25 protein-coding genes, 3 tRNA genes and 1 pseudogene are annotated in these 25,707 nt (G+C 69.1%); 14 read left to right on the top strand and 15 right to left on the bottom strand.

All coding sequences use genetic code 11. The features are described 5' to 3' along the window. Positions 1 to 37: 37 nt before the first annotated feature. Positions 38 to 1,009 carry an alpha/beta fold hydrolase gene (locus tag ACQP1O_RS15545; RefSeq protein WP_433566484.1) on the bottom strand — a complete coding sequence of 324 codons (972 nt, stop codon included), beginning with the start codon at positions 1,007 to 1,009 and terminating at the stop codon, positions 38 to 40. 53 nt (positions 1,010 to 1,062) lie between these two features. On the opposite strand from ACQP1O_RS15545, the gene ACQP1O_RS15540 reads away from it, so the two are divergent. Genes ACQP1O_RS15540 through fadD8 form a run of 3 tightly spaced genes read left to right on the top strand, consistent with a single transcriptional unit; the run spans position 1,063 to position 4,780 of the window. Next, positions 1,063 to 1,911, top strand: coding sequence for an SDR family NAD(P)-dependent oxidoreductase (locus ACQP1O_RS15540; protein ID WP_433566483.1), 849 nt, complete (start codon positions 1,063 to 1,065; stop codon positions 1,909 to 1,911). A 43-nt stretch (positions 1,912 to 1,954) separates the two neighbouring features. Then, on the top strand, positions 1,955 to 3,148 hold the full coding sequence (locus ACQP1O_RS15535; RefSeq protein WP_433566482.1) for a thiolase C-terminal domain-containing protein: 1,194 nt from the start codon (positions 1,955 to 1,957) through the stop codon (positions 3,146 to 3,148). Between the two features lie 24 nt (positions 3,149 to 3,172). Then, positions 3,173 to 4,780 (top strand): fatty-acid--CoA ligase FadD8, encoded by a 1,608-nt coding sequence (gene fadD8, locus ACQP1O_RS15530; RefSeq protein ID WP_433566481.1) that lies wholly within the window; start codon positions 3,173 to 3,175, stop codon positions 4,778 to 4,780. A 19-nt stretch (positions 4,781 to 4,799) separates the two neighbouring features. Here fadD8 and ACQP1O_RS15525 read toward each other — a convergent pair whose 3' ends face one another. Then, positions 4,800 to 5,465: a DUF1361 domain-containing protein gene (locus ACQP1O_RS15525; protein WP_433566480.1), complete on the bottom strand. Its 666-nt coding sequence runs from the start codon at positions 5,463 to 5,465 to the stop codon at positions 4,800 to 4,802. Between the two features lie 147 nt (positions 5,466 to 5,612). On the opposite strand from ACQP1O_RS15525, the gene ACQP1O_RS15520 reads away from it, so the two are divergent. Together ACQP1O_RS15520 and ACQP1O_RS15515 are read left to right on the top strand one after the other, a co-directional pair. Beyond that, on the top strand, positions 5,613 to 5,900 hold the full coding sequence (locus ACQP1O_RS15520) for a hypothetical protein (protein WP_357003288.1): 288 nt from the start codon (positions 5,613 to 5,615) through the stop codon (positions 5,898 to 5,900). Further along, entirely contained in the window at positions 5,893 to 6,234 is a 342-nt protein-coding gene (locus ACQP1O_RS15515; RefSeq protein WP_354846543.1) for a hypothetical protein, read from the top strand. The genes ACQP1O_RS15520 and ACQP1O_RS15515 overlap by 8 nt, the downstream gene beginning before the upstream one ends. Positions 6,235 to 6,300: 66 nt before the next feature. Here ACQP1O_RS15515 and secG read toward each other — a convergent pair whose 3' ends face one another. The 5 genes from secG to ACQP1O_RS15490 form a co-directional block, all read right to left on the bottom strand. Next, entirely contained in the window at positions 6,301 to 6,534 is a 234-nt protein-coding gene (secG, locus tag ACQP1O_RS15510; protein WP_433566479.1) for a preprotein translocase subunit SecG, read from the bottom strand. Positions 6,535 to 6,666: 132 nt separating this feature from the next. Further along, positions 6,667 to 6,801: a hypothetical protein gene (locus ACQP1O_RS15505; protein ID WP_433566478.1), complete on the bottom strand. Its 135-nt coding sequence runs from the start codon at positions 6,799 to 6,801 to the stop codon at positions 6,667 to 6,669. 90 nt (positions 6,802 to 6,891) lie between these two features. Beyond that, positions 6,892 to 6,964: transfer RNA gene (locus ACQP1O_RS15500), tRNA-Glu, on the bottom strand. Positions 6,965 to 6,966: 2 nt separating this feature from the next. Next, a tRNA-Glu gene (locus ACQP1O_RS15495) sits at positions 6,967 to 7,045 on the bottom strand. A gap of 87 nt (positions 7,046 to 7,132) precedes the next feature. Next, positions 7,133 to 7,206: transfer RNA gene (locus ACQP1O_RS15490), tRNA-Met, on the bottom strand. A 609-nt stretch (positions 7,207 to 7,815) separates the two neighbouring features. On the opposite strand from ACQP1O_RS15490, the gene ACQP1O_RS15485 reads away from it, so the two are divergent. Beyond that, entirely contained in the window at positions 7,816 to 8,124 is a 309-nt protein-coding gene (locus ACQP1O_RS15485; RefSeq protein ID WP_433566477.1) for an excalibur calcium-binding domain-containing protein, read from the top strand. A 282-nt stretch (positions 8,125 to 8,406) separates the two neighbouring features. Then, complete coding sequence (locus ACQP1O_RS15480; protein ID WP_433566476.1) at positions 8,407 to 8,898, top strand: hypothetical protein; 492 nt, start codon at positions 8,407 to 8,409, stop codon at positions 8,896 to 8,898. Positions 8,899 to 8,953: 55 nt separating this feature from the next. On the opposite strand, the gene ACQP1O_RS15475 is transcribed toward ACQP1O_RS15480, so the two are convergent. Then, positions 8,954 to 9,709 carry a MerR family transcriptional regulator gene (locus ACQP1O_RS15475; RefSeq protein ID WP_433566475.1) on the bottom strand — a complete coding sequence of 252 codons (756 nt, stop codon included), beginning with the start codon at positions 9,707 to 9,709 and terminating at the stop codon, positions 8,954 to 8,956. Positions 9,710 to 9,729: 20 nt separating this feature from the next. Continuing rightward, on the bottom strand, positions 9,730 to 10,200 hold the full coding sequence (locus ACQP1O_RS15470; protein ID WP_433566474.1) for a VOC family protein: 471 nt from the start codon (positions 10,198 to 10,200) through the stop codon (positions 9,730 to 9,732). 408 nt (positions 10,201 to 10,608) lie between these two features. On the opposite strand from ACQP1O_RS15470, the gene ACQP1O_RS15465 reads away from it, so the two are divergent. From ACQP1O_RS15465 to ACQP1O_RS15445, 5 genes are all read left to right on the top strand, one after another. Beyond that, positions 10,609 to 12,777 (top strand): acyltransferase family protein, encoded by a 2,169-nt coding sequence (locus tag ACQP1O_RS15465; protein ID WP_433566473.1) that lies wholly within the window; start codon positions 10,609 to 10,611, stop codon positions 12,775 to 12,777. Between the two features lie 87 nt (positions 12,778 to 12,864). Beyond that, entirely contained in the window at positions 12,865 to 13,644 is a 780-nt protein-coding gene (locus ACQP1O_RS15460; protein ID WP_433566472.1) for an META domain-containing protein, read from the top strand. 71 nt (positions 13,645 to 13,715) lie between these two features. Beyond that, on the top strand, positions 13,716 to 14,270 hold the full coding sequence (locus ACQP1O_RS15455; RefSeq protein WP_433566471.1) for an exonuclease domain-containing protein: 555 nt from the start codon (positions 13,716 to 13,718) through the stop codon (positions 14,268 to 14,270). Between the two features lie 221 nt (positions 14,271 to 14,491). After that, the gene (locus ACQP1O_RS15450) at positions 14,492 to 15,979 is read left to right on the top strand and encodes an Ig-like domain-containing protein (protein ID WP_433566470.1); all 1,488 of its coding nucleotides are present in this window, start codon (positions 14,492 to 14,494) and stop codon (positions 15,977 to 15,979) included. Between the two features lie 401 nt (positions 15,980 to 16,380). Next, positions 16,381 to 18,693 (top strand): thiamine pyrophosphate-dependent enzyme, encoded by a 2,313-nt coding sequence (locus tag ACQP1O_RS15445; RefSeq protein WP_433566469.1) that lies wholly within the window; start codon positions 16,381 to 16,383, stop codon positions 18,691 to 18,693. Positions 18,694 to 18,867: 174 nt separating this feature from the next. On the opposite strand, the gene ACQP1O_RS15440 is transcribed toward ACQP1O_RS15445, so the two are convergent. Further along, positions 18,868 to 19,023 (bottom strand): hypothetical protein, encoded by a 156-nt coding sequence (locus tag ACQP1O_RS15440; RefSeq protein WP_433566468.1) that lies wholly within the window; start codon positions 19,021 to 19,023, stop codon positions 18,868 to 18,870. A gap of 209 nt (positions 19,024 to 19,232) precedes the next feature. Here ACQP1O_RS15440 and ACQP1O_RS15435 point away from each other — a divergent pair, with 209 nt between their 5' ends. Further along, positions 19,233 to 20,174 (top strand): M56 family metallopeptidase, encoded by a 942-nt coding sequence (locus ACQP1O_RS15435; protein WP_433566467.1) that lies wholly within the window; start codon positions 19,233 to 19,235, stop codon positions 20,172 to 20,174. 38 nt (positions 20,175 to 20,212) lie between these two features. Here ACQP1O_RS15435 and ACQP1O_RS15430 read toward each other — a convergent pair whose 3' ends face one another. The 5 genes and pseudogenes from ACQP1O_RS15430 to ACQP1O_RS15410 all read right to left on the bottom strand — a co-directional run bounded on the left by ACQP1O_RS15430 (position 20,213) and on the right by ACQP1O_RS15410 (position 24,632). Further along, positions 20,213 to 21,484, bottom strand: coding sequence for an MFS transporter (locus ACQP1O_RS15430; RefSeq protein ID WP_433567694.1), 1,272 nt, complete (start codon positions 21,482 to 21,484; stop codon positions 20,213 to 20,215). Between the two features lie 245 nt (positions 21,485 to 21,729). Then, positions 21,730 to 22,827 (bottom strand): annotated as a pseudogene (locus tag ACQP1O_RS15425) (PLP-dependent cysteine synthase family protein); the annotation flags it as partial. A gap of 99 nt (positions 22,828 to 22,926) precedes the next feature. Further along, a complete protein-coding gene (locus ACQP1O_RS15420; RefSeq protein ID WP_433566466.1) occupies positions 22,927 to 23,316 on the bottom strand; it encodes a hypothetical protein in 390 nt (129 codons plus the stop codon). A 294-nt stretch (positions 23,317 to 23,610) separates the two neighbouring features. Continuing rightward, the gene (locus ACQP1O_RS15415) at positions 23,611 to 23,985 is read right to left on the bottom strand and encodes a BlaI/MecI/CopY family transcriptional regulator (protein ID WP_433566465.1); all 375 of its coding nucleotides are present in this window, start codon (positions 23,983 to 23,985) and stop codon (positions 23,611 to 23,613) included. Positions 23,986 to 24,269: 284 nt separating this feature from the next. Next, positions 24,270 to 24,632 carry an ACT domain-containing protein gene (locus ACQP1O_RS15410; RefSeq protein WP_354837508.1) on the bottom strand — a complete coding sequence of 121 codons (363 nt, stop codon included), beginning with the start codon at positions 24,630 to 24,632 and terminating at the stop codon, positions 24,270 to 24,272. A 119-nt stretch (positions 24,633 to 24,751) separates the two neighbouring features. On the opposite strand from ACQP1O_RS15410, the gene ACQP1O_RS15405 reads away from it, so the two are divergent. After that, entirely contained in the window at positions 24,752 to 25,576 is an 825-nt protein-coding gene (locus ACQP1O_RS15405; RefSeq protein ID WP_433566464.1) for a TIGR02452 family protein, read from the top strand. The last annotated feature ends 131 nt before the right edge of the window (positions 25,577 to 25,707 follow it).

The raw sequence follows: 25,707 nt of genomic DNA, 5'->3' as shown, positions 1-25,707 counted from the left end.
ACCGGGCCCGATGTCCCGGGCCACCGGTCGGGCCGGGTTACGCCGGGAGGCCGAGGCTCTTCAGGGCATCGGTGAGGAAGGTGTTGACCGCGTCGGGGCGCTCGAGCTGGACCAGGTGGCCCGCGGCCGGGACCTCGACGACCTCGCGGAGGTCGAGGACGTTGGCGCGGAGGGTGGCCAGGGGGTCGCGGCCGCTGAAGCCCTCCATGTCGGGATCGTTCCGGCCGTAGAGGAAGAAGGTGGGGACCTCGACCTTGGCGTCGGCGTAGGCGGCGGTGAGTTCCCAGTTGCGGTCGAGATTGCGGTACCAGTTGAGGCCGCCGGTGAAGCCGGTGCGCTCGAAATCCTGGACCAGGGTGTCGAATTCGGCTTCCGAGAGCCACGGCCAGGGCAGGGCGGGAGCCTGCGGGAGGACGTCGAGGTAGCCGAGGCCGGGCGGGTTCTTCCAGGTGTCGAGGTAGTGGTAGTCGCCGGAGAGCGAGTAGTAGACGCGGGCCAGGAAGCCGCGCGGGTCCGCGGCGAGTTCGGCGTCGGCGATGCCGGGGGTCTGGAAGTAGGACAGGTGCAGGAAGTGGCGTTCGGCCGCTCTGGTCCAGAAGGCCGACGGGGCGCGCGGCGGGCGCGGGGCGAACGGGTTGTTCAGGACCATGGCGGCGGCCACCCGCTCGGGGGCGCGCAGGCTCAGCTCCCACACCAGCTGCGCGCCGAAGTCGAGGCCGACGAAGACCGCCCGCTCCGCGCCGATGTCGTCGAGCAGGGCCATCAGGTCGCCGATGACGGCGGCGTTGGTGTAGGCCTCCGGGTCGGCGGGCGCCTCGGTGCGGCCGTATCCGCGCAGGTCGGGGGCGAGGGCACGGTAGCCGGCCGCGGCGACGGCGTCGAGCTGGTGGTGCCACATGAACCAGGTGTGCGGAAACCCGTGGCAGAAGACGACCGGGAAGCCCTCGCCCTGATCCGCGACGTGCATGCGGACCTCCCCGGTGTCGATCGTCCGATGCGTCAGTTCCACTCCGCCTCCAATTTCTAGAACACGTTCCTATTTCAAGGTAATGTCCAGAGGTCGTGAGCGAAATACCCAAGATTCTCGCCGGAAAGGTCGCGGTGGTGACCGGCGCCAGCCGCGGCATCGGCAAGGGCATCGCCCTGGAGCTGGGCGCGGCCGGGGCGACGGTGTACGTCACCGGGCGCACCGTCACGGCCGGGCACCTGCCGGGCACCGTGGCCGGGACCGCCGCCGAGATCGACGCCCTGGGCGGGATCGGGGTGCCGGTGGTCTGCGATCACCGCGACGACGCGGCCGTGGAGAAGCTGTTCGCGCAGGTCCGTGACGAGCAGGGCCGGCTCGACGTGCTGGTCAACAATGTCTACAACTCCCCCGCGTCGGCACGCTGGATCGGCCGCAAGTTCTGGGAGGTGCCGCCGAAGGCGTGGGACGAGGGCTTCGATATCGGCGTCCGATCCCATTACGTGGCAAGCGTTTTCGCCGCGCCGCTGCTCATCGAGTCGCAGGGCCTGATCGTGAGCGTGTCCTCCCCCGGCGCGATCCGCCAGATGCACAACGCGGTCTACGGCGTCGGCAAGGCCGCCGTGGACCGGCTCACCGCCGACATGGCGCACGACCTCGACGGCACCGGCGCGACCGCGGTCTCGATCTGGCCGGGCGTCGTGAACACCGAACTGCTGCAAATGGTTCCGGCCGATGCGCAGGGCCGCCGCCTGGTCACCCTGCCCGGCGAGGGCACCTTCGATCTCGACGAGGCCGAGACCCCGCACTTCGCCGGCCGCGCCGTGGTCGCGCTGGCCGCGGATCCGGATCGCCTGGCGCGCACCGGTAAAGCCTGGAAGGTCGCCGACCTGGCCGAGGCCTACGGCTTCACCGACCTCGACGGCCGCGTCCCGCGCGCCGACTAGACATCACGAATCACGTTCCCGAAGAACAGGAGTGGACAACCCTATGCGACGCGTTTTCGTCGTCGGCGTGAACATGACGCCGTTCGTCAAGATCGGTTCCCGCGAGTGGACCTACCCGGAGATGGTCGCCGAGGCCGTGAACGGCGCGCTGAAGGACGCGGGCGTCACCTACGACCAGGTGCAGCGCGCCGCGGTCGGCTACGTCTTCCAGCCCTCGGCCGCCGGGCAGCGCGCCCTCTACGACATCGGCCTGACCGGCATCCCGATCGTCAATGTGAACAACAACTGCGCCACCGGTTCCACCGCGCTCATGTTCGCCCGCGAGTGGGTGGCCGCCGGCATCACCGATGTGGCCCTGGCCGTCGGCTTCGAGCAGATGACCAAGGAGGCCATGGCCGGTCCGGCCACCAAGCCCAAGGTCACCACCGTCGACGCGCACCTGAAGGTGAACAAGGAGCACTTCGAGTTCTCCGCCGCGCCGATCACCACCCAGTTCTTCGGCAATGCCGCCATCGAGCACATGAAGCGCTACGGCACCACGCCTGAGCAGCTGGCGGCGGTCGCGGTCAAGAACCACGAGCACTCGACCCGGAACCCGCTGGCGCAGTTCCAGGATGCCTACACCCTCGAACAGGTGCTGGGCGACAAGCCGGTGCACGGCCCGCTGACCCGCTCGCAGTGTTCGCCCATGTCCGATGGTGCGGCCGCCGCGGTCGTGGTGAGCGAGGAGTTCGTCAAGGCCAACGGCCTCGAGGGCCAGGCCATCGAGATCCTGGCCCAGGAGCTGGCCACCGACGACAACACCGCCTTCTCCACCGGCTCCATGATCGACGTGGTGGGCGCGCCCATGACCCGAGCGGCGGCCTCGAAGGTGTTCTCCCGCGCCGGAATCGGTGTCGCCGACGTCGACGTGATCGAGCTGCACGACTGCTTCTCCATCAACGAGCTCATCACCTACGAGGCGCTGGGCCTGTGCGGCGAGGGCGAGTCGGGCGCGCTGATCGAGTCCGGCGCCACCACCTACGGCGGCACCTGGGTGGTCAACCCGTCGGGCGGCCTGATCTCCAAGGGCCACCCGCTCGGCGCGACCGGCCTGGCGCAGTGCACCGAATTGAGCTGGCAGCTGCGCGGACTCGCGGGCGAGCGGCAGGTCGCGGGCGCGCGCACCGCGCTGGCGCACAATCTGGGCCTGGGCGGCGCGGTGGTCGTCACCCTGTACGCGGCCCACACGGCGTGACCATCGGACGGAGTTGAGAATCCCATGACCACACTCGATCCCGACACCCTGCTGCGACTGCCCGTGCACAACGGGCACGCCCTGGTGGCCGGACTGAAGCGGCACCGCAACCGCCCGGTCCTCACCCTCGGCGACCACGTCCTCACCGGCGGTGAGGTGCTCGACGGCATGAGCCGCTACATCGACGCCTTCGCCGAGCACGGCGTCACCACCGGCACCCCGGTCGGCGTGCTCGCGTTGAACCGGCCCGAGGTGCTGTTCACCATCGGCGCCGGCCAGATCGTGGGCTCGCGGCGTACCGCCCTGCACCCCATCGGCGGCCTGGACGATCACGCGTATGTGCTTGCCGACGCGGGCATTTCGACGCTCATCCTGGATCCGGTGCCCGCGTTCGTGCAGCGCGCCCGGGAACTGGTCGACATGGTGCCGACGCTGACCAAGATCCTGGTGCTGGGCCCGGTGCCCGAACTGCTTGCCGATGTCGGCGTGGATCTGCTGGCGACCGCCGACAAGTACGAGCCGCGTCCGGTGGAGGCGGTGGAGCTGCTGCCCTCCGACGTCATCTCCATCAGCTACACCGGCGGCACGACCGGCAAGCCCAAGGGCGTGATCGGCACCGCGCTGACCATGAACACCATGACGCAGATCCAGCTCTCGGAGTGGGAGTGGCCCAAGCGGCCCAAGTTCCTGATCTGCACGCCGCTCTCGCATGCGGGCGCGGCGTTCTTCCTGCCGGTCGTGCTGCTGGGTGGGCAGTGCGTGGTGCTGCCGCGTTTCGACGCCGGAGAAGTGCTGCGCGCCATCGAGGAGCACAAGATCTCGGCGACCATGCTGGTGCCGTCCATGCTGTACGCGCTGCTCGATCACCCGGATTCCAAGACCCGGGACCTGTCCTCGCTGGAGACGGTGTACTACGGGGCCTCGGCCATCGACCCGAATCGGTTGCAGGAGGCCATCGATCGCTTCGGGCCGATCTTCGCCCAGTACTTCGGGCAGTCCGAGGCGCCGATGGCGATCAGCTACCTGGGCAAGGACGAGCACGACAAGGAACGGCTCACCTCGTGTGGCCGGCCCTCGACCGCGATCCGGGTGGCGCTGCTGGACGGCGAGGACAAACCGGTCCCGCAGGGTGAGGTCGGCGAGATCTGCGTCTCCGGGCCACTGCTCGCCGCCGGCTACCTGAATCTGCCGGAGGTCACCGCCGATACGTTCAAGAACGGCTGGCTGCGCACCGGCGATCTGGCCCGCCAGGACGAGGACGGATTCCTGTTCATCGTCGGGCGTTCCAAGGACATGGTCGTCACCGGCGGGTTCAACGTCTTCCCGCGCGAGGTGGAAGACGTTGTCTCCGAACACCCGAAGGTGGTCACCGTCGCGGTGGTCGGTGTGCCGGACGCGCATTGGGGCGAGGCCGTGACCGCCGTGCTGGTCCTCGACCCCGCCACCGCGGCCGACCCGGCCGCGATCGAGGTGGTCACCGCCGAGATCCAGGCCGCGGTCAAGCAGCGCAAGGGTTCGGTGCAGGTCCCCAAGCACGTGGTGGTGATCGAGGAGCTGCCGCTGACCGGACTGGGCAAGCCGGACAAGAAGGCGATCCGCGTGCTGGCTCAGGAGCGCCTGGGCATCGCCTGATGTCCCCGTGGGCGCTCGGCTAGGCGAACTTCCGGGTTCGGATCAGCCGGGCGCCCCGGCGGGCGCTGTCGATGCCCGCCTCCACCACGGCCCGGGTCACGAAGTGCCCCAGGGCCGTTGCCACGAACATGGCCGCGATGAGCACCGGTGCCCAGTTCCAGCTCAGCGCCAGCATCATGCGATCGAAGGTGCCGCGCGGCTGCACCACCGGCTCCCAGCTGTTCAATCGCACCCAGCGGCCCAGGAAAACGCCTATCGCGCACAGCAAATGGATCGCGAGCGTCACCGGGGTGCGCCACGCGCCCAGCCCGCGCGCCTCCAGGAAGCGGCCCAGCTCGGCCAGCACCAGGTAGTAGGCGACGAAACCGGAGGCGATGAACACGCCGTAGACCGGCAGGATCGTCGTCACCACCGGGCCGTTGCCGGCCGCGCGGATGTCGTCGCGCAGGTGCACCAGATCGGTCACCACGTAGGGCGCATTGGGCAGGAACAGCAGCAACAGCACCGATCCGCCCCACCACACCGGCGAAATCGGTAGTCGCCGTTCGTCATCGCGCGCGCCGCGGAACACCAGTAGCGCCAAAGCCACCGGGATCCAGGCCAATACGGTGTTCCACACCATCCAGAACAGATTCCGGTCCAGCACCCCCGCAAGGCTCGGCGCGACCGTCTTCACCGGGTCCATTCGTTCATGATGCCGATCTCGGCGCGGCGCGTCATGCGAGTTGGCGACACCCGTTGGCAACACTCCTGCCACCGACACGCCCGCGCTATCCGCGAAAGGCCGGTCGACAGGTGGCGACCAGCTGTTTTACGATCGTATTATGCGGCCGTGGGATATGAGATTCCCGAGTGGGCCCTCGACGTCGCGGCCCGGCTCGGCATCGCACCCGAGGAGATCATGCGGGTCCTGACCGGCCCGGACCGGCGCTGGCCGCGACCGGTGCGCGGGACGGGCGGGCTGCCCGCTCTCATGATCATCGGCCGCACCGGCGCGGGGCAGCCGCTGGCGGTGGTGGTGCGTCCGCTGTCGCAGTGGGACCAGCAGGTCGTCGGCGTCCGGCCGGTGACCGGAAGGCTTCTCGCCCAGTTCGAACAATGGGAGGCGGACCATGACTGACTATCCGGACAAGGGCTACCCGCACACGGCCGACGAAGCCCGCGACTTCCTCGACAGCCTCACCTTCGACGAGGACGCCCCCGAACCCGACCTCCCCGGCCCCGACACCCCCGTCACGGTGCTGCGCACGGTCCGGCTCCCCTACGCCATGGATCAGCGCATCCGCGCCGAGGCCGACCATCGCGGCGTGAGCATGTCCGACCTGATCCGCGACTTCCTCACCATCGAACTGGCCGCCCTCGACGACGACACTCCCATCAGCCGCGCCGACGCCCGCCGGGCCCTCAGCGCCGCCCTCGCGAATCTGTCACCCGTGCAACGTCATCCGCGGTGACCCTGCCGCGCACGACGAATCGCCCGGGCACCTGGTGGGTGCCCGGGCGATCTCAGGAGCTTGGGGCTAGGAGAACTTGATTTCGAGGCCGATGCCGAGAATGGAGATCAGCCAGACCAACCCGAGGAAGATCGTGATGCGATCGAGGTTCTTCTCGACAACCGTGGACCCCGACAGGCTCGACTGCACACCACCACCGAAGAGGCTGGACAGACCTCCGCCCTTGGCCCGGTGCAGCAGCACCAGCAGCACCAGCAGCACGCTGGTGATAACGAGGAGGATATCCAGGAACATCCGCATGGCCGACAGTGTATGCGGTCGATACCGAACACCCCGAATCAGGCCAGCAACGGCCGTGGCCAGGGGCATACGGTGACGGCCGGAACCAATGGATGATCTTGCTGAGCTCGAACGCCACGATGAGGCGCACGGTCAGCGCCGAACAAGCCAGAGCGCAGTCGCAAGTACGACCAGCACGGACCAGACAACCCAGTAAACCGGCGTCGCGTGCACCGCGACCAGCACCGCGGCGGCCACGCCGAGCACGACGACTGTGGTTGTTCGCATGAGAGATTGTCTCAGCCCACGAGACTCCTGCATCGTCAACGGCCCCCGCCTATCGAGGCGGCGCTCCGACCACTGAGCCAGGAATCGTCGTGACCTCGATGGGAATCGAACCCATGTCGTCCTGAGTGAGAGTCAGGGTGCCGGGCCAGCGCGGCACGAGGTCGTTGGTGACGTAGGTCGGAGTCGAACCGACGTGGGTCCTGAGTGAAAGTCAGGCTGCCCGTGCCGACAGAGCAACTACGCCATCGTCCGGCTGGATGGAATCGAACCACCTGTGCCCGCAGGCGGGAGGTTTACAGCCCCCGTGCACACCATGTGCTCAACCAGTTGATGGCGGTGGCCGGATTCGAACCGACGACCTTCGGATCATGAGTCCGCTGCGCTGCCGAGCTGCGCCACACCGCTACGCCCATTCGGTCCCGTCTCGCGACGGAAACACCGCGGAAAGCTGAGGAGTCGAACCCCCGGGACACGTTGCCCGCCTCCGGTTTTCAAGACCGGCTGACCTCCACAGGCCGGAACCTTCCGAGACCGCCGACCCATCGAGCTTGCGGTACAACAACATTCGCAGCGGAAACTGGTGCACCGCAACTGAATTTCCAAGGGTCCAGGGTCTCTACGTGAGACTCACTACCCGCAGGGCCAGGACAACGGTAGTGGTGGTTCGCATGGTGGATTGTCTCCGCTGTTGGCGTGGTTCCTGGGTAGGCAGGGGCGCAACGGTATTCGTTGGCTTGGTTACCGGCAGACATATCGTGCCAAGCATTTGCTGAAAGGCGCATGGCCGCAAGAAATCGGTGAATGGTCGTGACGTGCGTGTGCCATCCGTAGCAGTGGTTTCGACCGGATTGCCCGCGCTGATCCACGCCACGACGAAGGGTTACTCTTTTGCCTCCGCTACGACATAGCATCCTGATCACTGCCGCCGTCGCCGCCGTTGCACTGATTTCAGGGTGTGGTGCGACATCGCCGTCTCCGACGACTGCCACAACCCGGCCGACTGCGACATTGATAGTGGCCACCACGACCGCTGCGGCGCCGGCCAGCAGCACGACCGTGTCTGCGCCGGTTACGTCGATCGTTCCGCTGCCTTCCACTTCGATTCCCGGCGCATCGGCGGAGGTGCCTTCCGTGCCCGCTGCCGCACCGCCCCCGCCCGCCGCTGCGCCTGCCCCAGCGCCGGAAACTACCAGCGCCCCGTCGGTGTATTACCGCAGTTGCACCGAGGCGAAGAGGGCAGGTGCCGCGCCGCTGCATCGGGGAGAGCCGGGGTATCGCCGCGAATTGGACCGCGATGGCGACGGAATCGCCTGCGAGAAATAGCTTTTCCGGGGCGCGCCCCCGGGTCTGTGGGAAGATCCCGTGGCAGTGCACGAACCCTGCGGGGCCCATGGTGAGAGTGCCGCGGGCACGGAATTCCCGCTTCGGACACTCGTCAGGTCGACAGCTTATTCACAGCTATCGACCTGGGAGAAAAGCAGGCCACCCAGGATTCCCACCGCCACCACAGGACGAGCGAGCCCACCTGTAATATCCGTTAACCAGTGCTGATAGCAATAGCACATGATCGGCTATCGAAGGTGGTTCACTACAGGAGAGGCACTCATGACGCTGAAAGCTCGATCTGTCCTGCTCGCCGCCGCGGCCGGGAGCGCCCTGTTCCTCAGCACCGGCGTCGCTTCCGCCGACCCCACCGATCCGTCGGGTTTCCTCGTCGGAGACACCGCGTTCTTCAATATCGGTGGCTTCAACTGTTCGATCGCCGCCAACGGCATCGTCGGCTGCGATATCAACCCGGCGGGCGCGCTGATGTACGTGTCGCTGGCCGGGCCCAATGGCCAGGCCTATCCGGTGCCGTACGCCCCGGCCGCGATCATCGACAACGCCGCCTGGCCCGCCCACCCGGAATGGAACAGCGGCACCGGCCACACCCAGCCCGGCGGCAACCAGGCACTGCCGTCCAGCGGTGACGTGTGGTCTCCGGCCAGCATCAGCTACGCGGGCGCGACGTGCACGCAGGGCTACCGCGGCGGGGTGCAGTGCAGCTCGATGGGACACCAGTTCTCGTTCAACTCCAGCCAGGTCTACGGCAGCTGAGCCGTACGCGCGTGAAAAGCCCTGCCGGGCATGCATTTCGCGGCACGGCAGGGCTTCACAGTGTCCGGCGCACATATTCGTCGAGCGAATCACATACGAAGACAGCGTGTTCGGGTCCGCCGTAGGCGGCGGCGAACCGTTCGTCCTCGACGTACATCCGTCCGAGTCCGCCGATCATGGCGATCGAGCGCTCCCGATCACCGTCCGCCAGTGGTGTTCCGGGGATGGCCCGCAACCACGCCACGTGCCGGGCGGCCAGCGCCTGCGCGCGCTCGGAGTCCGGGGCGCACCCGTCCTCGCGGGCGGCGATCCAGCACGCGATCATATCGTCGATGTCACGCTTCCACTCCCGCTGCTCCCGCAACGACTTGCCGTGCCACCACTGGTTGCTCACGGCGAAAGCGCGTTCACCCCAGCGGGATACGACCTCGTCGCGGTAGGGGTCGTTGAAACCCTCCAGCATCATCTGCAGCGATCCGTCGACTCCGGCGCGCGCGTCGAGGGTGTGGCGCAGGATCCGGATGCGCTCGTCGAGGCGGGCGCGTTCGTCTTCGAGCAACCGCAGATGGGTGTGCAGGGCCTTGTCGGCGTCGTGTTCGCGGTCGAGGACCTCGGCGATCACCGGCAGGCTCAGGCCGAGCTCGCGCAGCAGCAGGATGCGCTGCAGCCGTGCCACCGAATCGGCGTCGTAGAAGCGGTAGCCGTTGTGGCCGACCCGGGCGGGCGGGAGCAGCCCGATCTCGTCATAGTGACGCAGCGTGCGGCTGGTGACGCCGGCGCTGTCGGCCAGTTGCTGAATCGTCCACTCCACGAAGCCCTCCCGTCTCGTCGCTAATTCTTGCCGACCCAGTCGCCCTCGAAGGTCGCCGCCCACTCCTTGGCCCGATCGAGCTCGGCCTCGCGGGGTGCGGTGAAGATGACCCGGTTGCCGTCCGGGTCGTCGAGGGTGACATCCGTGGTGTACCACGCGGTGTCCGCGGGACCTTCCACGCCGAGGCCCGGGAGATGGCGCTCCCGCAGGGCTTTCGCCAGTGAGGTGAGGTCCGCGCCGCCGGCGGCGAAGGTGACCGTCGTGCTGCCCGGCGCCGGTTCGCCCGGGACCAGCAGCAGGTCCTGGTACTTCATCCGCCGCAGGTGCACCAGGACGGGTGTGCCGTCGGCGTCCGGAATGGTTGCCAGCGCGATGAATCCGGCGGCCGCGTAGCAGGCGGTTGCGGCGGCGAGGTCGCGCACCCGGAAGGTGGCGAACATGGGCATGGGGTAGATGGTCCGGTCGATGGCCGGTTCGGTGGGCTCGCTCATGGCCTCGACGCTATGAGTTGACGTAGCGGCAAGGTCAACCCGGCGCCGCCGGAGTCGAGGCGCGGGCGCAGTGGACCGCCGGCATGGCCTCCACGAGACGGAGAGGCGGTGTCCGGTCCGGTCGCTGGAAGACCCCACGCACCACGGCCTCACCCGAGAACAGGTGCAGCAGCATCAAAAGCGGTTCGCGGCTGCCCGGCGCTGCTGCCGAGTGCGCCGCGGGCGGGAAACGTCATTCACGTCCGACCATCCCGCCCGCTGCCGGGCGTGCAGCAAACATCCAGCCCAACCGTGGCAGGACGCGATCGGCACGGGCTGCACGGCGATGGTGCGCAGTGGAGGCGGCAAACCGGACCACCCGGAGAGTCGCGGTGACATGGCCGACCCGATCGATAACAATGCAGCCCCATGACGGACACGGCCGGAAGCGGATTGATAAATCGGCAGGCAGACCGGGTTCAGGATGCAACGCCGCCCAGAGAGGGATTTCGGCCCGATATCGAAGGGTTGCGAGCGGTCGCGGTGCTGGCCGTCGTGTTCTTCCATGCGGGTGCGCCAGGGCTCGGTGGCGGATTCGTCGGCGTGGATGTCTTTTTCATGATTTCGGGCTTCCTGATCACCGGAATACTCTGCCGGGAGGCAACGGCCACCGGCACCATCGAGCTGGCCCGGTTCTACGGCGCACGGGCTCGTCGGCTGCTGCCCGCCGCGAGCATCGTCCTGGTTACCACCGCGATCGGCGCGGCGGTGCTCCTGCCGCCGCTGCAGGCCCGCCAGATCCTCGGCGACGCGATCGCGAGCGCGTTGTACGCCGGGAACTACCGGCTCGCCCTGCACGGCACCGACTACCTCGCCGCCGATGCGCCGCCGTCGCCGTTCCAGCAGTTCTGGTCGCTCGGTGTGGAGGAGCAGTTCTATCTGCTGTGGCCGGTGGTCATCATGACGACGGCCTGGCTCGTGCGGCGGCGACGAACCGGATCGGCCACGCTGCTGCCGTACCTGATCGTGCTCGCGGTTGTCGCGGCCGCCTCGTTCGCGATCTCGCTGATGTGGACCCGTGTACTGCCGCCATGGGCCTTCTTCTCGCTGCCCGCTCGGGCCTGGGAGCTGGCGGTCGGCGGCATGGTGGCGCTCTCGGCCGTCGTATGGTCCCGGCTGCCGAAGTCGGTGGCCGTGCTCGTCGGATGGATCGGCCTGGTCCTGATCGTCGCGGCCTGCACCCAGCTGAACGGCAGGACACCGTATCCCGGCGCCGCGGCGCTGCTGCCTGTCCTGGGGGCGGTTCTGGTGATCGTGTCCGGCTGTGCCGCACCACGATTCGGGGTTGGTCGGATACTGGCTCCGGCTCGGGTGCGGGCGATCGGCGGCCTGTCCTACACCCTGTATCTGTGGCATTGGCCGGTGTTGCTGCTGGCGCCCCTGGCGCTCGGCCACCCGCTCGGGCGCGTCGACGCACTCGGCGCGGTCATGATGACCGGCGGACTCGCGCTGCTGACGCACTGGTCGGTCGAGAATCCGGTCCGCTTCGCCGCACCGTTGCGGAGCTCGGCCAGGCTCAGCCTCGCCTGTGGCGGCGCGTGCACTACTGTCGCCATCTGTGTGGCGGTGGCACTGCTCGTACTCGTCCCCGCCCCGGTCGGCCGCGGCATGTCGGCGCCGGCGCTCACGCTCGTCGCGCCCCCTGCATCGTCCGCTCCTGCCGCCGACCCCCGCGACGAAGCGGTCCGGCAACTGGTGGCACAAACGCAGTCGGCGGTCGCCGACTCCGCCGAAATCCGGGCTGTCCCGTCGAATCTCACCCCCTCGCTCGGCAACGCGTCCGGCGACAAGGCAGACGTGTTCACCAATGGGTGTGTGCGCTCCTGGCGCGATGTGGGTCAGCCCGAATGTGCCTCGGGTAATCCCGACTCGGCCACCACCGTGGCCTTGGTCGGTGATTCGCACGCCGCGATGTGGAGTCCGGCGGTGGAGCCGATCGCCGCCGCGCGGGGCATGCGGCTCGAGACCATGGCGAAGGTCACCTGCCCACTGCTGGACCTGCCCATCACGAGTCCGTATCTGGATCGGGAGTACACCGAATGCGAGCAATGGCGCGGCCAGGTGCTGACCCGGCTGCAGAGCGAACGCCCGCGGCTGATCGTGGTGAGCATGTCCCGACGCTACGGCGGAGATTTCGGCTTCGTCTCCTATGACCGTGCCTGGATCGATGGCCTGACCCGCCTGGTTGCCCAGCTGCGCGCGATCGGCTCGGCCGTCCTCGTTCTCGGGCCGATCCCCGATCCGCACACCACCGTGCCGGCATGCCTGTCCGAGCACATCGACGATGCCTTGGCATGCACCCCCGAGCGACCGGTCGCGGTGAACGACGCGGGTGTCGTGGCCGAGCAGGCGGCGGCCGTCGCCGGAGGCGGCCGGTACGCCGACCTCACCGCACTGTTCTGCACCGCCGTCCGCTGTCCCCTCATCGTCGGCAATACCCTGGTGTACCGCGACGACAACCACCTCACGGTCAGCTACGCCCGGACACTCGGACCGGCCATCGGCGCACTCACCGACCAGGCGCTCGCCCATGGCTGAGCTGCGCGGGCTCGTTCGCGAACTCGATCGAGCAGACGCTCGCGTCCGCGCTCGGGATGCCGGCGTGATCGCCGTACGATCGGGCATATGCCAGCAACTCGTCTGTGGGTCTTGCTCGCGCTGACCGTCGTGACCGCCGCCGGATGCTCCCCCAACGGCGGCGTCAACGAGATCCCGCCCGCCTCGCCCATGGGCCGCTCCTTCGTCTCGACCGCGGTGACGGGCACCCCGATACCGGGTGGCGGGCCGCTGACCCTGACCTTCGCCGACGGGCGCATCACGGCCGCCTCCGGCTGCAATACCGCCACCGGAATCGTTGACCTGCAAGGCAATACACTCGAGGTAGGTGAGATGGCGACCACGCTCATGGCATGCCCGGGCGATGTCGCGGGCGCGGACGGCTGGCAGGACGGCCTGCTGCGCTCCCAGCCGACCTGGACGCTGACCGGCGACACGCTCACCCTGAAGGGCAACGGCTCCACGGTCACCATGCTCGACCGCAAGGCCGCCCACCCGGACAAACCGCTGATCGGCACGCCCTGGATCGTGACCGCCCTGCTGCGCCCCGACGCCGAGGTCCACTCGGCCGCCCTCGACGAGGTCCGCCCCGCCCTCACCATCACCCCGGACGGCAAGGTTTCGGGCAGCGCGGGCTGCAACACCATGACCGGCACGGCCCAGATCGACGACGACACTGTCACCTTCCAGATCGCGACCACCCGCATGATGTGCGACCCGCAGGTCATGGAGGTCGAGCAGCAGGTGCTGCAGGCGCTGGACGGAAAAACCAAGGCCACCATCGATTCGAACGAACTGACCCTTCGCAACACCGGCAACGACACGGGATTGAAACTGCGCGCGGAGTGAGTGGCCCTCCGGTGGTGTGCCACCGAAAATCGTTGTCGTACACGGGTATCCACGCGCTAGCGTGCGGTCGTATGGACGAGAGATATCTGAATGTGGTGGATGTGGAGGCCACCTGCTGGGAGGGCCCCAATCCGCCGGGACAGCCGAACGAGATCATCGAGATCGGGTTGTGCGTGCTCGATACGGTCACCCGGGAGCGGGTGAGCAAGCACAGCATCCTGGTGCGGCCCGAGCGTTCGAGGGTCAGCGAATTCTGTACGCAGCTGACCACACTCACCGCGGATCAGGTGGCGGCGGGAATCGGGTTCGCGGAGGCGTGCGAGTTGCTGCGCACCGAATTTCACGCCGATTCGCGGCCGTGGGCGAGCTGGGGTGACTACGACCGCAAACAGTTGACCGCGCAGTGCGAGGGGATGGGGGTGCGGTACCCGTTCGGCAGCAGGCATACCAATGCCAAGCCGGCCTTCTCGGCCGCGCGGGACACCACGCGCCGCTACGGGATGGCAGGGGCTTTGCGGCTGGCGGGATTACCGCTCGAGGGGACTCATCATCGTGGCGGGGACGACGCCTGGAACATAGCGGCGTTGATCGCCGACATGATGGCGAAGGACTCCTGGCCGGGCTGAATGTGGCGACGGTGTGAAAACACTGCCGTGCAGGTCATTTCAGCGGCGATCGGACTCACAACGTCAGCTTGTGAAGCCGTCGCGAATTATTGTTTCAGCTCTGATCCGCGCCGCCCTAATGTTCCCGGCGTCTGACATCACGATTCTCGGCGGAGGCCGATCCGGTTGCTCACCCCGACCGCGACGACGCACGCCTCCGCACCGATCACACAGGGAACACCATGGCACACAGGGTAATGACACGCGGGATGGCAGCCTGCGCCGCGACCACCACGGCCGTCGGCGCGCTGACGCTCCTCGGCGCCGGCCAGGCCGGGGCGGAGACCGGGACGATCATGTGGAACGACGGATCCTCGCAGTTCACCCGGACGGTCAGCAATACCTCGCCCGCCGAGGGCGACACCATCACGGTCAGCACGAAATTCGAGCGCAACAGTTGGACCGACGAGTTCATCTACAACATCAAGGACCGGCACGCGGCCTGCCTGACCTTTGTCACCGGCTCGGCCAAGATGACCGGGAACGACGGCGACTATCCCGTCGACAATCCTGAGGTCAAGGCCGACGAGGGCAACGGCCAGGGCTATGTCCGCGTGGCATTCGGGGTCACCGACTGGTCGGTCCAGAATCGGCCCGGGTTCCATCGCTCCCCGATCTTCACCGTCCAGTACAGGGTCGGCCACGACTGCCCGCGCGGCACAGCGCTGACCAGCGGGATGGACTACGGCGGGTCGCTCGGGTCGGGGAACTACGGCACCAGGGGCCCTTCGATCACGGTCGGCAAGAACACCTCCACCACCGTGCTTGCCCCGGTCCAGAACGGGCGGGTCGGCGTGGCGACCACGCTGTCCGCGACCGTGACCGGCGGCGCGGCCGGCGACCCGGTGACCTTCTACGACGGCACCAGCGAACTCGGCAGCGGGTCGCTCGGCGACAACGGCACCGCCACCTACGCGTGGACCCCGGCCGTGAAGGGCGCCCACACCCTCTCCGCGAAGTACGCCGGCACCGACGCCGCCGCCGGATCCCAGTCCGCGCCGGTCACCGTGCAGGTCTCCGAGCAGAACACCGGCTCCACCGTCAGCCTGACCGCCGGATCCGGTGCGCAGGTCGGCCGGTCGGTCACCCTCACCGCGACCGTGAGCCCGGCCGCAGCCGGCGGCACGGTCGAGATCCGCGACGGCGACACCTCGCTCGCCACAATCCCGGTCGGCGGGGACGGCACGGCCATCTACGCGTGGACCCCGGCCACCGCCGGCAACCACCTCCTGCAGGCCGCCTTCTCCGGGCGCGACGGTGTCACCGGTTCGTCCACCACCACCCAGGTCGCCGTGGCCGACGCCCCGGCCCAGGCCACCGACTCGACGACGACCCTTTCCCCGATCTCGGGCGCGCAGGTCGGCAAGGCCACCACCGTGACCGCGACGATCAAGCCCGGAAACGCCGGTGGCACCGTCACTTTCAAGGACGGCAACACCGTGGTCGGCACCGCGCAGGTCGGCGGTGACGGTAAGGCCACCATTCCATGGACCCCGGCCACCGCGGGCCAGCGCACCCTGACCGCCGAGTACTCGGGCGCGGGCAGCGTGAACGCTTCCTCCGACCGAGCCTCCACCATCGTCGCGCCCGGCGCGGACGGTGGCGTCGACACCGGCAGCGGAACCGGCAGCCTCGGATCCCTGCTCGGCAGCACCGGCTCGAGCAAGTAGGACCGCCTGGGCTGGTTCCGTTTCCCCACTCCCATTTCCCCACTCCCATGGAAACCGGCGCGGGTTCACGGCCGCGGCGATGCGTGTCATCGCCGCGGCCGTCCAGATTCGCGGTCGCCCGCGCCCGCGTCTCGGAATGGTCGAGGGTATCCGCGAAATCCGAGAACATTCACACCCCACAGCCGAGTCACTCGGCACATTTCCGAGCCACTGGCCGACATCCCGGAAAATGCTGCGCGACCGCGGAGCGGCGAGGCAGTCTGGACGGACTGGCCGATGGATCGGATGTTGCCGCTGCCACCGGCGTTTCGCACCTACGCTGAGGTCCCGGCGAACTCGAACGATGGGAGGGCGTCATCAACGATCGGGAAGCTGAGCTGGATCAGTGGTTTCGCGCGGAGGTGGCGGCGACGACGCCGGGAGCGGCTCGCGCGCACCGGGAACCGATCGACTCCGCCGGCGGATTGACCGGGGCGCGGTGCCTGGAGCTCTTCGACGCCCAGGCCGCGTCCCGGCAGCTGGATCTGGCCGCGCGGCGGCTCACCCGGGAGGGGCACGGGTACTACAGCATCGGTTCGTCGGGACACGAGGGCAATGTCGCGGTGGCGGCGGCGCTGCGGGTCACCGATCCGGCGCTGCTGCACTATCGGTCCGGCGCGTTCTTCGTACACCGCGTCCGGCAGGTGCCCGGCCCCGATCCGCTCCGCGATGTGATGTTGGGTGTCGCGGCGGCGGCCGCGGACCCGATTTCCGGTGGGCGGCACAAGGTTTTCGGCAGCAAGCCCGCCCACATCATTCCGCAGACCTCCACCATCGCCTCGCACCTGCCGCGCGCGGTCGGGCTGGCGTTCGCCCTCGACCGGGCCGCGCAGCTGCGCCTGCACACCCAGTGGCCCGAGGATGCGGTGGTGGTGTGCAGCTTCGGCGACGCCTCGGCCAACCATTCGACCGCGGCCGGGGCCATCAATGCCGCGATCCACACCGCCCACCAGGGCGTGCCGATGCCGATCCTGTTCGTGTGCGAGGACAACGGCCTGGGCATCAGCGTGCCCACCCCGCGCACCTGGATCGAGCAGGCCTACGGATCCCGGCCGGGACTGGCGTATTTCGACGCCGACGGCACGGACCTGCCCGCCGCGCTGGCGGCGGCGACCGCTGCCGCGGATCACGTACGCGCACACCGGAAACCGGCCTTCCTGCGCCTGCGCACCGTGCGGCTGCTGGGCCACGCGGGCTCCGATGTGGAATCGGCCTACCGCCGCCCCGCCGACATCGCCGCCGACCTGCGCCGTGACCCGGTGACCGCCACCGCCCGCCTGCTCATCACCACCGGCGTCACCACCCCCGCCACGATCATCAGACGCTACGACGAGATCGGCGACCAGGTCGCCAAGGCCGCCGAAGCCGCCTGGCACGAACCGAAACTGCACTCGGCCGCCGAGATCACCGCCCCGCTCGCCCCTGCCCACCCGGCGCTGGTCCGCGCCGATGCCCTGCGCACCGCCGATGTCACACCCCCGACCGCGGCTGCCGTGGACTCGGCCGGCGCGACCGCCGGTCCGGCTCCCGCCATCGAGGACGCGGCAGCTGCGATATCGGACCTGGCCCCCGCTACGCGAGCCTCCGCCGCCGCATCCGCGAAGATGCCTGCGGTACAGGGAAACTCGTCCGCGGCGCCTCCTCCACCGGTTTCCGGCGAGCCGCTCACCCTGGCGCAGGCGGTGAATCACACGCTGGCGGAGTTGCTAACCCGCGATCCGGACGTGCTGGTGTTCGGGGAGGATGTGGGGCGCAAGGGTGGGGTGTACGGGGTGACGAAGGGGTTGCAGCAGAAGTTCGGGGTGCGAAGGGTTTTCGACACGCTGCTCGATGAGCAGAGCGTGCTGGGGACCGCGCTGGGGGCGGGGTTGGCGGGGTTCGTGCCGATTCCGGAGATTCAGTACCTGGCGTATGTGCACAATGCCGAGGATCAGCTGCGGGGGGAGGCGGCGACGCTGTCGTTCTTCTCGGGTGGGCGGTACCGGAATCCGGTGGTGGTGCGGATCGCGGGGCTGGCCTATCAGAAGGGGTTCGGCGGGCATTTCCACAATGACAATTCCCTTGCGGCGCTGCGGGATATCCCCGGGCTGGTGATCGCCGCGCCGGCCCGGGCCGATGATGCGGCGGCGATGCTGCGCACATGCGTGTCGGCGGCGCGGGTGGACGGGCGGGTGTGCGTGTTTCTCGAGCCGATCGCGCTCTATCACACCCGGGACCTGTATCGCGCCGGGGACGGCGGCTGGCTGGCGCCGATTTCCGGTGTACGCCATGCCGAGATCGGGCACGCCCGCGTGTACGGCACCGGCCCGGATCTCACCATCGTGAGCTTCGGCAATGGTGTGCCGATGAGCCTGCGGGTGGCCGCACGGCTGGCCGCGCGGGGGATTCACGCACGGGTACTGGATCTGCGCTGGCTGGCGCCGCTGCCGGTGGCGGATCTGCTCGAGCATGCGCGCGCCACGGGCCGGGTGCTCGTCGCCGATGAGACCCGTCGCAGCGGAGGCGTTTCCGAGGCGGTGTGCGCGGCATTGCTGGACGCCGGTTTCGAGGGCCGCGTGGCCCGTGCCACCAGCGCCGACAGTTTCGTGCCGCTGGGTCCGGCCGCCGCGGCGGTGCTGCTGGACGAGGCGGCGATCGAGGGCGCCGCCCACGCGCTGCTGACCGCCGCGCGGTGACAACGGGTGGGGCCGGGGTTGCTCGCGGAAACACCCGGCCCCACCCGTGGTCGACGCCGGTCCGGTCGGCGTCCCGGTGTCGTCGAGGGAACGACACCCGGTCCATCTACGTATCAACTACGTAGATACGTAATACCGGAGAATCGCCGCCGCGCGCAAGCACGCCCGGTCGATTCATGCGGTTTTCCCACCCCGGCACGGCGAGTCGGCGACGCGTCCGCGCAGGCCGGCCTGCACGCCGGCCATCACACACAGCGCGACGCAGCGGGCGAGGGTCACAGTGGCGGGATGTCGCGCCATGCGCCATGCCGCTTCGGTACGGGTCGACATCGGTTCTCCTGTCGCCGGTTACGGGGTTATACCCCCAGCGGGTATGTGGATACTGTACCCCGCAGGGGTATTGGGCATCGCACTCCCGCCGGGCGCCTGCGGCCGCCGCCACGGCGTGAGAGTAAGCCTGCCCTCAGTTTTGCCCTCTACACTCGTGCCCATTCCACGGGAGGAGATCGGATGCGAGCAGCGCGATCGCGGGTGCCGGCATGAGCGTCGCCGTCTGTCTGCTGCTGTACGGATTCGCCGTGGTCGTGCTCGCGCCCCGGCTGTTGCGCCGGCTCAGCACCGAGGGGGTCGCGCCGCGGATCGCGGTGACGGCGTGGCTGGCGGCCATGGCCTCGACCGTGCTGGCCTGGACGGTGACGCTGGCGATCATCATCATCGACCTTGTCACGCACCAGATTTCGCTGTTCCCCGTCCGATTCATGGACAGCTGCCTGCTGCACCTGCACGACGCGGCGGTCGGCGACTACGGCGGGCACATGCAGACCGGACTGTTCGCGCTGTCGGGATTCGCCACGCTCGCCCTGCTGGTGCTGGCGGTGCGGCTCGGCAGCACCCTGTTGCGCTCGCGCCGCACCACCCTCGAGCACGCCCGCATGGCCCGGCTCGCCGGACGCCACCACCCCGGCCTGGACGCGGTCGTACTCGAGGTCGATCATCCGGCCGCGTATTGCGTTGCGGGCAAACCCCATACGATCGTGGTCAGCCGCGGCGTGCTGGCCGCGCTCGAGCACCATCACCTCGATGCGGTGCTCTCCCACGAGCGCGCCCACCTGGACGGCCGCCACCACCTGCTGCTCACCCTCACCCGCGGCCTGGCCACCGTGCTGCCGCGGGTCGAGCTGTTCACCCTGGGCGCCTCCGAGGTGGCGCGCCTGCTGGAGATGCTCGCCGATGATGCCGCCGCCCGAATCCACGGGCGCGCCACCGTCTTACAGGCCCTGCTGACCCTCTCCACTCTCCCCACCCCGCCCGCGACCGCCGAGGCCGCACTGCTGCCCCGCGTCCGCCGCCTCTCCGCGCCGGAGAACCCGCCCCGCCTGCACACGCGCATCGCGGTCACCGCGATCACGCTCACCGCCGTGTTCATCCCGGTGGCGGCCATTGTCACCGCAGGCATCGGCATCCAGGTCTGTGCGGTCTAGCCGCGACCCGGCGCGGACCGCCGCGCCGGGTCCCGGTCTCAGCGCCGCACCGGCAGCGGCCGGGTCGGATAGTCGATCCGCCGACCCGCGGGCGATGACGGATCCTCGATCGGCTTGCGATGCCTGCCGGTGGGGGCCGGATCCCGATCGGATCGATTCAGGGCGTGCAAGGCCAAGGCCGCCAGCGCGCCGATGACCGCCAGACCGAGCCACACCGCCCAGTCCGCGCCGGCGGCATGCGCCGCCCCCAGGAGCGCCCCCGTCGCGAGGTTGCCGGCCAGGATGCCGATCCCCACCACCGTGTTGTAGAAGCCGTAATGCGTGGCTACCAGCCGATTCCCCGACAGGGAGACCACGGTGTCCATCTCGAACGGGAACACCGCCGCCGTGCCGACCGCCAGCACCGCCGCCGCCAGCAGCAGTGCGCCGATCGCCACCGGCGCACCGAAGGGCCGCGGTGCGGGCAGGATCGCCAGCGGCACGAACGCCACCGCCAGCAGGGCCACACCGACCACCAGGCCCCGCCCGGTCCCCCAGCGTTTCCGGAACCGGGCGGTAATGCGCAGCTGCCCCGCGACCGCGACCAGGCCGGAGATCACGAACAGTGCCGAGGTGACCGTCTGCGCCCGCTCACCGGCCAGGTACTCGGCCTGCAGCGGCAGCGCCAGATACACCTGGAACGACAGCACATACGAGCCGATCATGGCCAGCGCGAACGCGACGAAACGGCGATTGGCGACGACGGTGCGCCAATCCTCGAGCACCGAGGTCCGCACGGCCGGTTCGGCACTGCGGCGCGCGGGCAGGGCGAACAGCTGTGCGATGGTGAGCAGCGCGAACACCACCGCCGCCGCGGCCGCCGTGACCCGGAAATCCAAGGCCAGCAGCGCCAATCCGACCAGCGGGCCCGCCAGCATCCCGGCCTGGTAGAAGACGTTGAACACCGCGAACGCCTCCACCCGCCGCTCCCCCGCCTCCGCGGCCAGATAGGCCCGCACCGCCGGATTGAACAGTGCCCCCGCGAATCCCGTTGCCGCCGAGGCGATGAGCAGGCCCGGCAGATCCGATGCGAACACCAGGAGCGCGAAACCGGCTGTCCGCAGCAGACATCCGGCCACGATCAGCGGCTTGTACCCCAGCCGATCCGCCAGCGTGCCGCCCACCAGGAACATCCCCTGCTGCGAGAAGTTCCGCACACCCAGCACCAGCCCCACCGCCCACGCCGCCAAACCCAGCGGCCCGGACAGGTACCCGGCCAGATACGGCATGAGCATGTAGAACCCGAGGTTGATGCCGAACTGATTGACCATCAGCAACTGCGCGGCCCGATCGAACCCGCGAAACTTCGCCACGATATTCACGACAGCGGCTCCGCGACGTCGTGTGCGCTCGCCGAACCGCGTACCGGATTCCGGACCGGCTCACCATCTCCGGGCTCCACCGCCATCGAACGGTCGGCGGCACCGCCGCCCGGCCCACGGCCGGGAACAGGGCCGACCGTGCTCGCGGTCAGCGCCGGAGCGCGGTCACCGGCTGCGGTCTCCGACGCGGGCTCCGACGCCCGGGGGTCGATAACCGTTGAGCAGCGTGTCCACTTCTCCACCTGCCGGTCGCGGGGATGCGCGATCGTGTCCGGCGCGGTGGGCTGTGGAGCACCGAGCAGTCCGTGTGCGGCGCAATAGGAATCGTTGTAGATGGTGTCGAAGTAGCGATGAGGACCGTCGGGGAAGACGGCGGCGATACGAGTACCCGGCGCGTGGGTGCGGGCCGCCCACCCGGCCACCAACGCGACCGCGCCGACGCTCCAGCCACCGCTGGCCAGGTAGGCGGCGGCCAGGGTGCGGCAGGCCCAGACGGCTTCGGCCGGTGCGACCCAGTGGATCTCGGTGAAGGCGGCGTAGTCGACATTGCGCGGGTGGATGCTGGAGCCGAGGCCGCGCATGAGGCGCGGGCCTGCCTGCTGACCGAAGATGGTGGAGGCCACAGTGTCCACACCGATCAGCGACAGGTCCGGGTTGGTGCGGCGCAGGGCACGGGCGACGCCCGCGGAATGGCCGCCGGTCCCGACGGCGCAGACCAGGACGTCGACGCCGCCGAGCTGTTCGATCAGCTCCCGGGCCAGGGACTCGTAGCCGTCGACATTGTCGGGATTGCCGTACTGGTCCGGGCACCACGCGCCGGGCTCGGCCGCCAGCAGTTCGGCGACCCGGTCGCGGCGCGCCTGCTGCCAGCCGCCGACCGGATGCGGCTCGGACACCAGCTCCACGTGGGCGCCGTAGGCCGCGAGCAGCTGCGCGACCATGGGTTCGAGCCCCGGATCGGTCACCACCGTCACCGGATGCCGGTACACCAGCCCCGCCAGGGCCAGACCCAACCCCAGTGTGCCGCTGGAGGATTCGATGATCCGGCCGCCGGGCGCCAGCACTCCCCGTTCCCGGGCGCACCGCACCATGTGCAGCGCGGGCCGGTCCTTCATCCCGCCCGGATTGCGCCCCTCGAGCTTGGCCCAGAAGCCGAGCCCCGGGGGCGCGAAGGGCTCCCCCACCCACAGCACCGGCGTATTGCCCACCAGGGCGCGGGGTTCCCGGGCCAGGCCGGGCAACCCGGAACGGCCGGTGATCGTGTCGAAGTCGTCGAGCAGACCTTTGTCCATGACTGTCGCTTTCGGTATCGGACCGCCGCGGCGGCGGCATGACGTGCACGGCAACGGACTCCGGCCCGGGCAGGACGCACCGGGCCTGTCGCCGGCCGATCAGCGTCGGTCGATACACAGGCGGGTCAGCAGCATTCGGCCACCGACCGCGTAATCGGGTGGTCCCCGGACGCTGTGGGACACGGCGGCGATTCCGGTATCCGCAGGTCCGGCTGCCAGGACGACGGGATCGGCTGCCGCCTCCGGCGCGTGTTCCGCGCCGGGCGAGGCCGTCCGGATCGCATCCCCGACATGCGGGTCACAGTGCTCGGATTCACCGCCGTGCGGTCCCGGATCCCCCGGTTCGCCCGGGGCGATCGACACCGCTTCCAGCGGACGCGCATGGTCGGACCCATCGCCGAGCGCGCAACCGGCAATCGCGGCGAGCAGCATCAGCCCCGAGCCGAGCAGCACCCACAGCGTCCGGCCGAACCCACCGACACGAGCCACCGCCGCCACCTCCCGCCTCGAATCCGACTGCCCGGCCGATGTTTTGACCGACCGGTTTTCTTGCCGGCATGTCATTGACACGCCCTCGAAACAATCTACTATCTACGTACGTAGCTAGTTGGGAGCCGGTGATCGGGCTCACGCCCGGCCGAGGCGAATCCGGAGCAAAACGACAGGACACGCATGAGGTTTGCGCAATCGGCCACCCGACACGCCGAACCCGCGGCCGACAGACGGCAGCCACCCACTACCGGTGGCAGCGGCGGGAATCGAGGTGGCGCGCAAACCCTCCGGTCAGCGCAGTTTGGAGCGCGCGAGTTTACGCAGGGCCGCCCGCAGGCCCTCGGACTCCTCGGCGCTCATCTGCTCCACGAAATGCGCGAGCACCAGATCCGAACGCCCGCCGCTGCCCAGCGCCTCACGCATGAGACGGGCGCTGTACTCCTCGCGGCTCAGCGTGGCCCAGTATCGGTAGGCCTTGCCCACGCGTTCGCGTTCCAGCCAGCCCTTGCGATGCAGATTGTCCATGGTGGACATGACGGTGGTGTACGCGATGTCGCGCTCGCCGGCCAGCTCGTCGAACAATTCCCGGACCGTCGTCTTGCCGGAGCGGTCCCAGATGCGTTCGATGACGACCGCTTCCAGGTCTCCGAAGCCTCGCGCACTCACGTCTGACGTCTCCTCACCTCACGGCTCAGCCGATTCCGCATCGCGTGTCGGCCCACTGTCCTGGTGCGCACCCGATCGTAGGGTGATCGCCGGCATGGACTCGAGCCGCCCCGGGCGCCGGGGGCGCGCCCGCTCATACGTTCTACGTACGTAGACAGTAATATGGTGCACCCGTGGGCCGTCGCACGCAACCGGACGGTGGGACGACGCCGGACCGGCATTTCTCACACCCGGCAGCCCTGCTCACCGACCGCGGCACGGTATCGGTCGGCGATGCGATGCCATCAGTCGGCGATGCGATGCCCCGCATCGCGTAGCGCCGCCGACGCCTCCTCCAGCCGATGCGCGGGAACCAGCACCAGATCCGCATGGAAGGTGGAGGCGACGAACACCGGGATCGACGACTCCGCCAGCGGCCCGATCAACGCGGCCAGCGTGCCGGGCGCGTTCAGGCTGCCCGCGTCGACACCGTAGAAACCCTTCCAGGTCTCGCCCTCGGCCCACGCGGGCGCCTCGCGAATCACGGTGAGCCCCTCCGGCGCCCGCACCAGGGCGATCCACTCGTCATCCTCCGGGAAGGTGGAATTCGGCAGATGATCCACCGCGAACTGCGACGGGACGATCCGCAAACGCTGGGAGCCGGTCATGGCGACATCGTAGGCGGAAGGTCGGACAAACCCGGTGCGCGGACCGCGACAGCCCAGTATTGGTGCCTGCGACTAAAATCCGGATGCCGTCCTCGGGCCCGGCCCGTAGGGTCGCTGAAATGAGTACCAACCCAAAGCAAATCGCCGACGAGAACGAGCGGATCGCCGCTCTCGGCACCTATCACGCGGCCGACGGAACCCTCGTCGACATCGCCGACGCCCTGTCCGAGGCGCGCGCCTGGACCCACTGCTTCGAACCCGACGAGGAGCTCGACAACCGAGACCTCGGACCGTTCACCGGCCGCCCCGAGGTCACGGCCGAAGGCAGCGTGCAAGCCGCGCGCCGGCTACACGAGGAGGGCGGAAAGGCCCTCGCCGTCCTCAATTTCGCCTCCGCCCGCAACCCCGGCGGCGGTTACCTCCGCGGTGCACGCGCCCAGGAGGAAGACCTGTGCCGCAGCGCCCTGCTGTACCGCTGCCTGCTCGAGACGCCCGGCTACTACGAGGCCCACCGCGCATCCGACGACCTGCGCTACAGCCATCGCGTCATCTTCTCCCGCGAGGTCCCGGTCATCCGCGACGACCTCGGCGCGCTCACCGCGCACACCTTCACCACCTCGTTCCTGACCTCGCCCGCTCCGAATGCCGGTGCACTGGCGGACCGTTCGGGCGAGCGGGTCGATGTTCGCGAGATCCTGATCGCCCGCGCCGTGCGGGTGCTCGCCGTCGCCGCCCACGAGCGCGTCCGCGAATTGGTCCTCGGCGCGTGGGGATGCGGCGTGTTCCGCAATGACCCGAACGAGGTCGCCGAGGCCTTCGACCGGGCGCTCCAGATCCACGGCGCCGCCTTCGATCGCGTCGTGTTCGCCATCTGGGACCGCTCCCCCGTGTCGGCCAACCGCGCGGCATTCGAAGCCCGCTTCGGGAAAGCGGTTACCCCCTAGGCGCGACGAAGTCCGATGGCGGGCACCACTCTTCGCGGCTGCGTGTTCCGAACAGGTTCATGGTCCGGATGTCGCGGCAGCGATGCTGAACCGGCAATTCATGTTCAGATTGCAATATCACAGACTCAGAT

Origin of the sequence: Nocardia sp. CA-151230, assembly GCF_050942175.1 — a bacterium.
Classification (GTDB): domain Bacteria; phylum Actinomycetota; class Actinomycetes; order Mycobacteriales; family Mycobacteriaceae; genus Nocardia.
The sequence above is the reverse complement of the archived record's forward strand: the minus strand, read 5'-3'. Positions and strand labels throughout refer to the sequence as shown.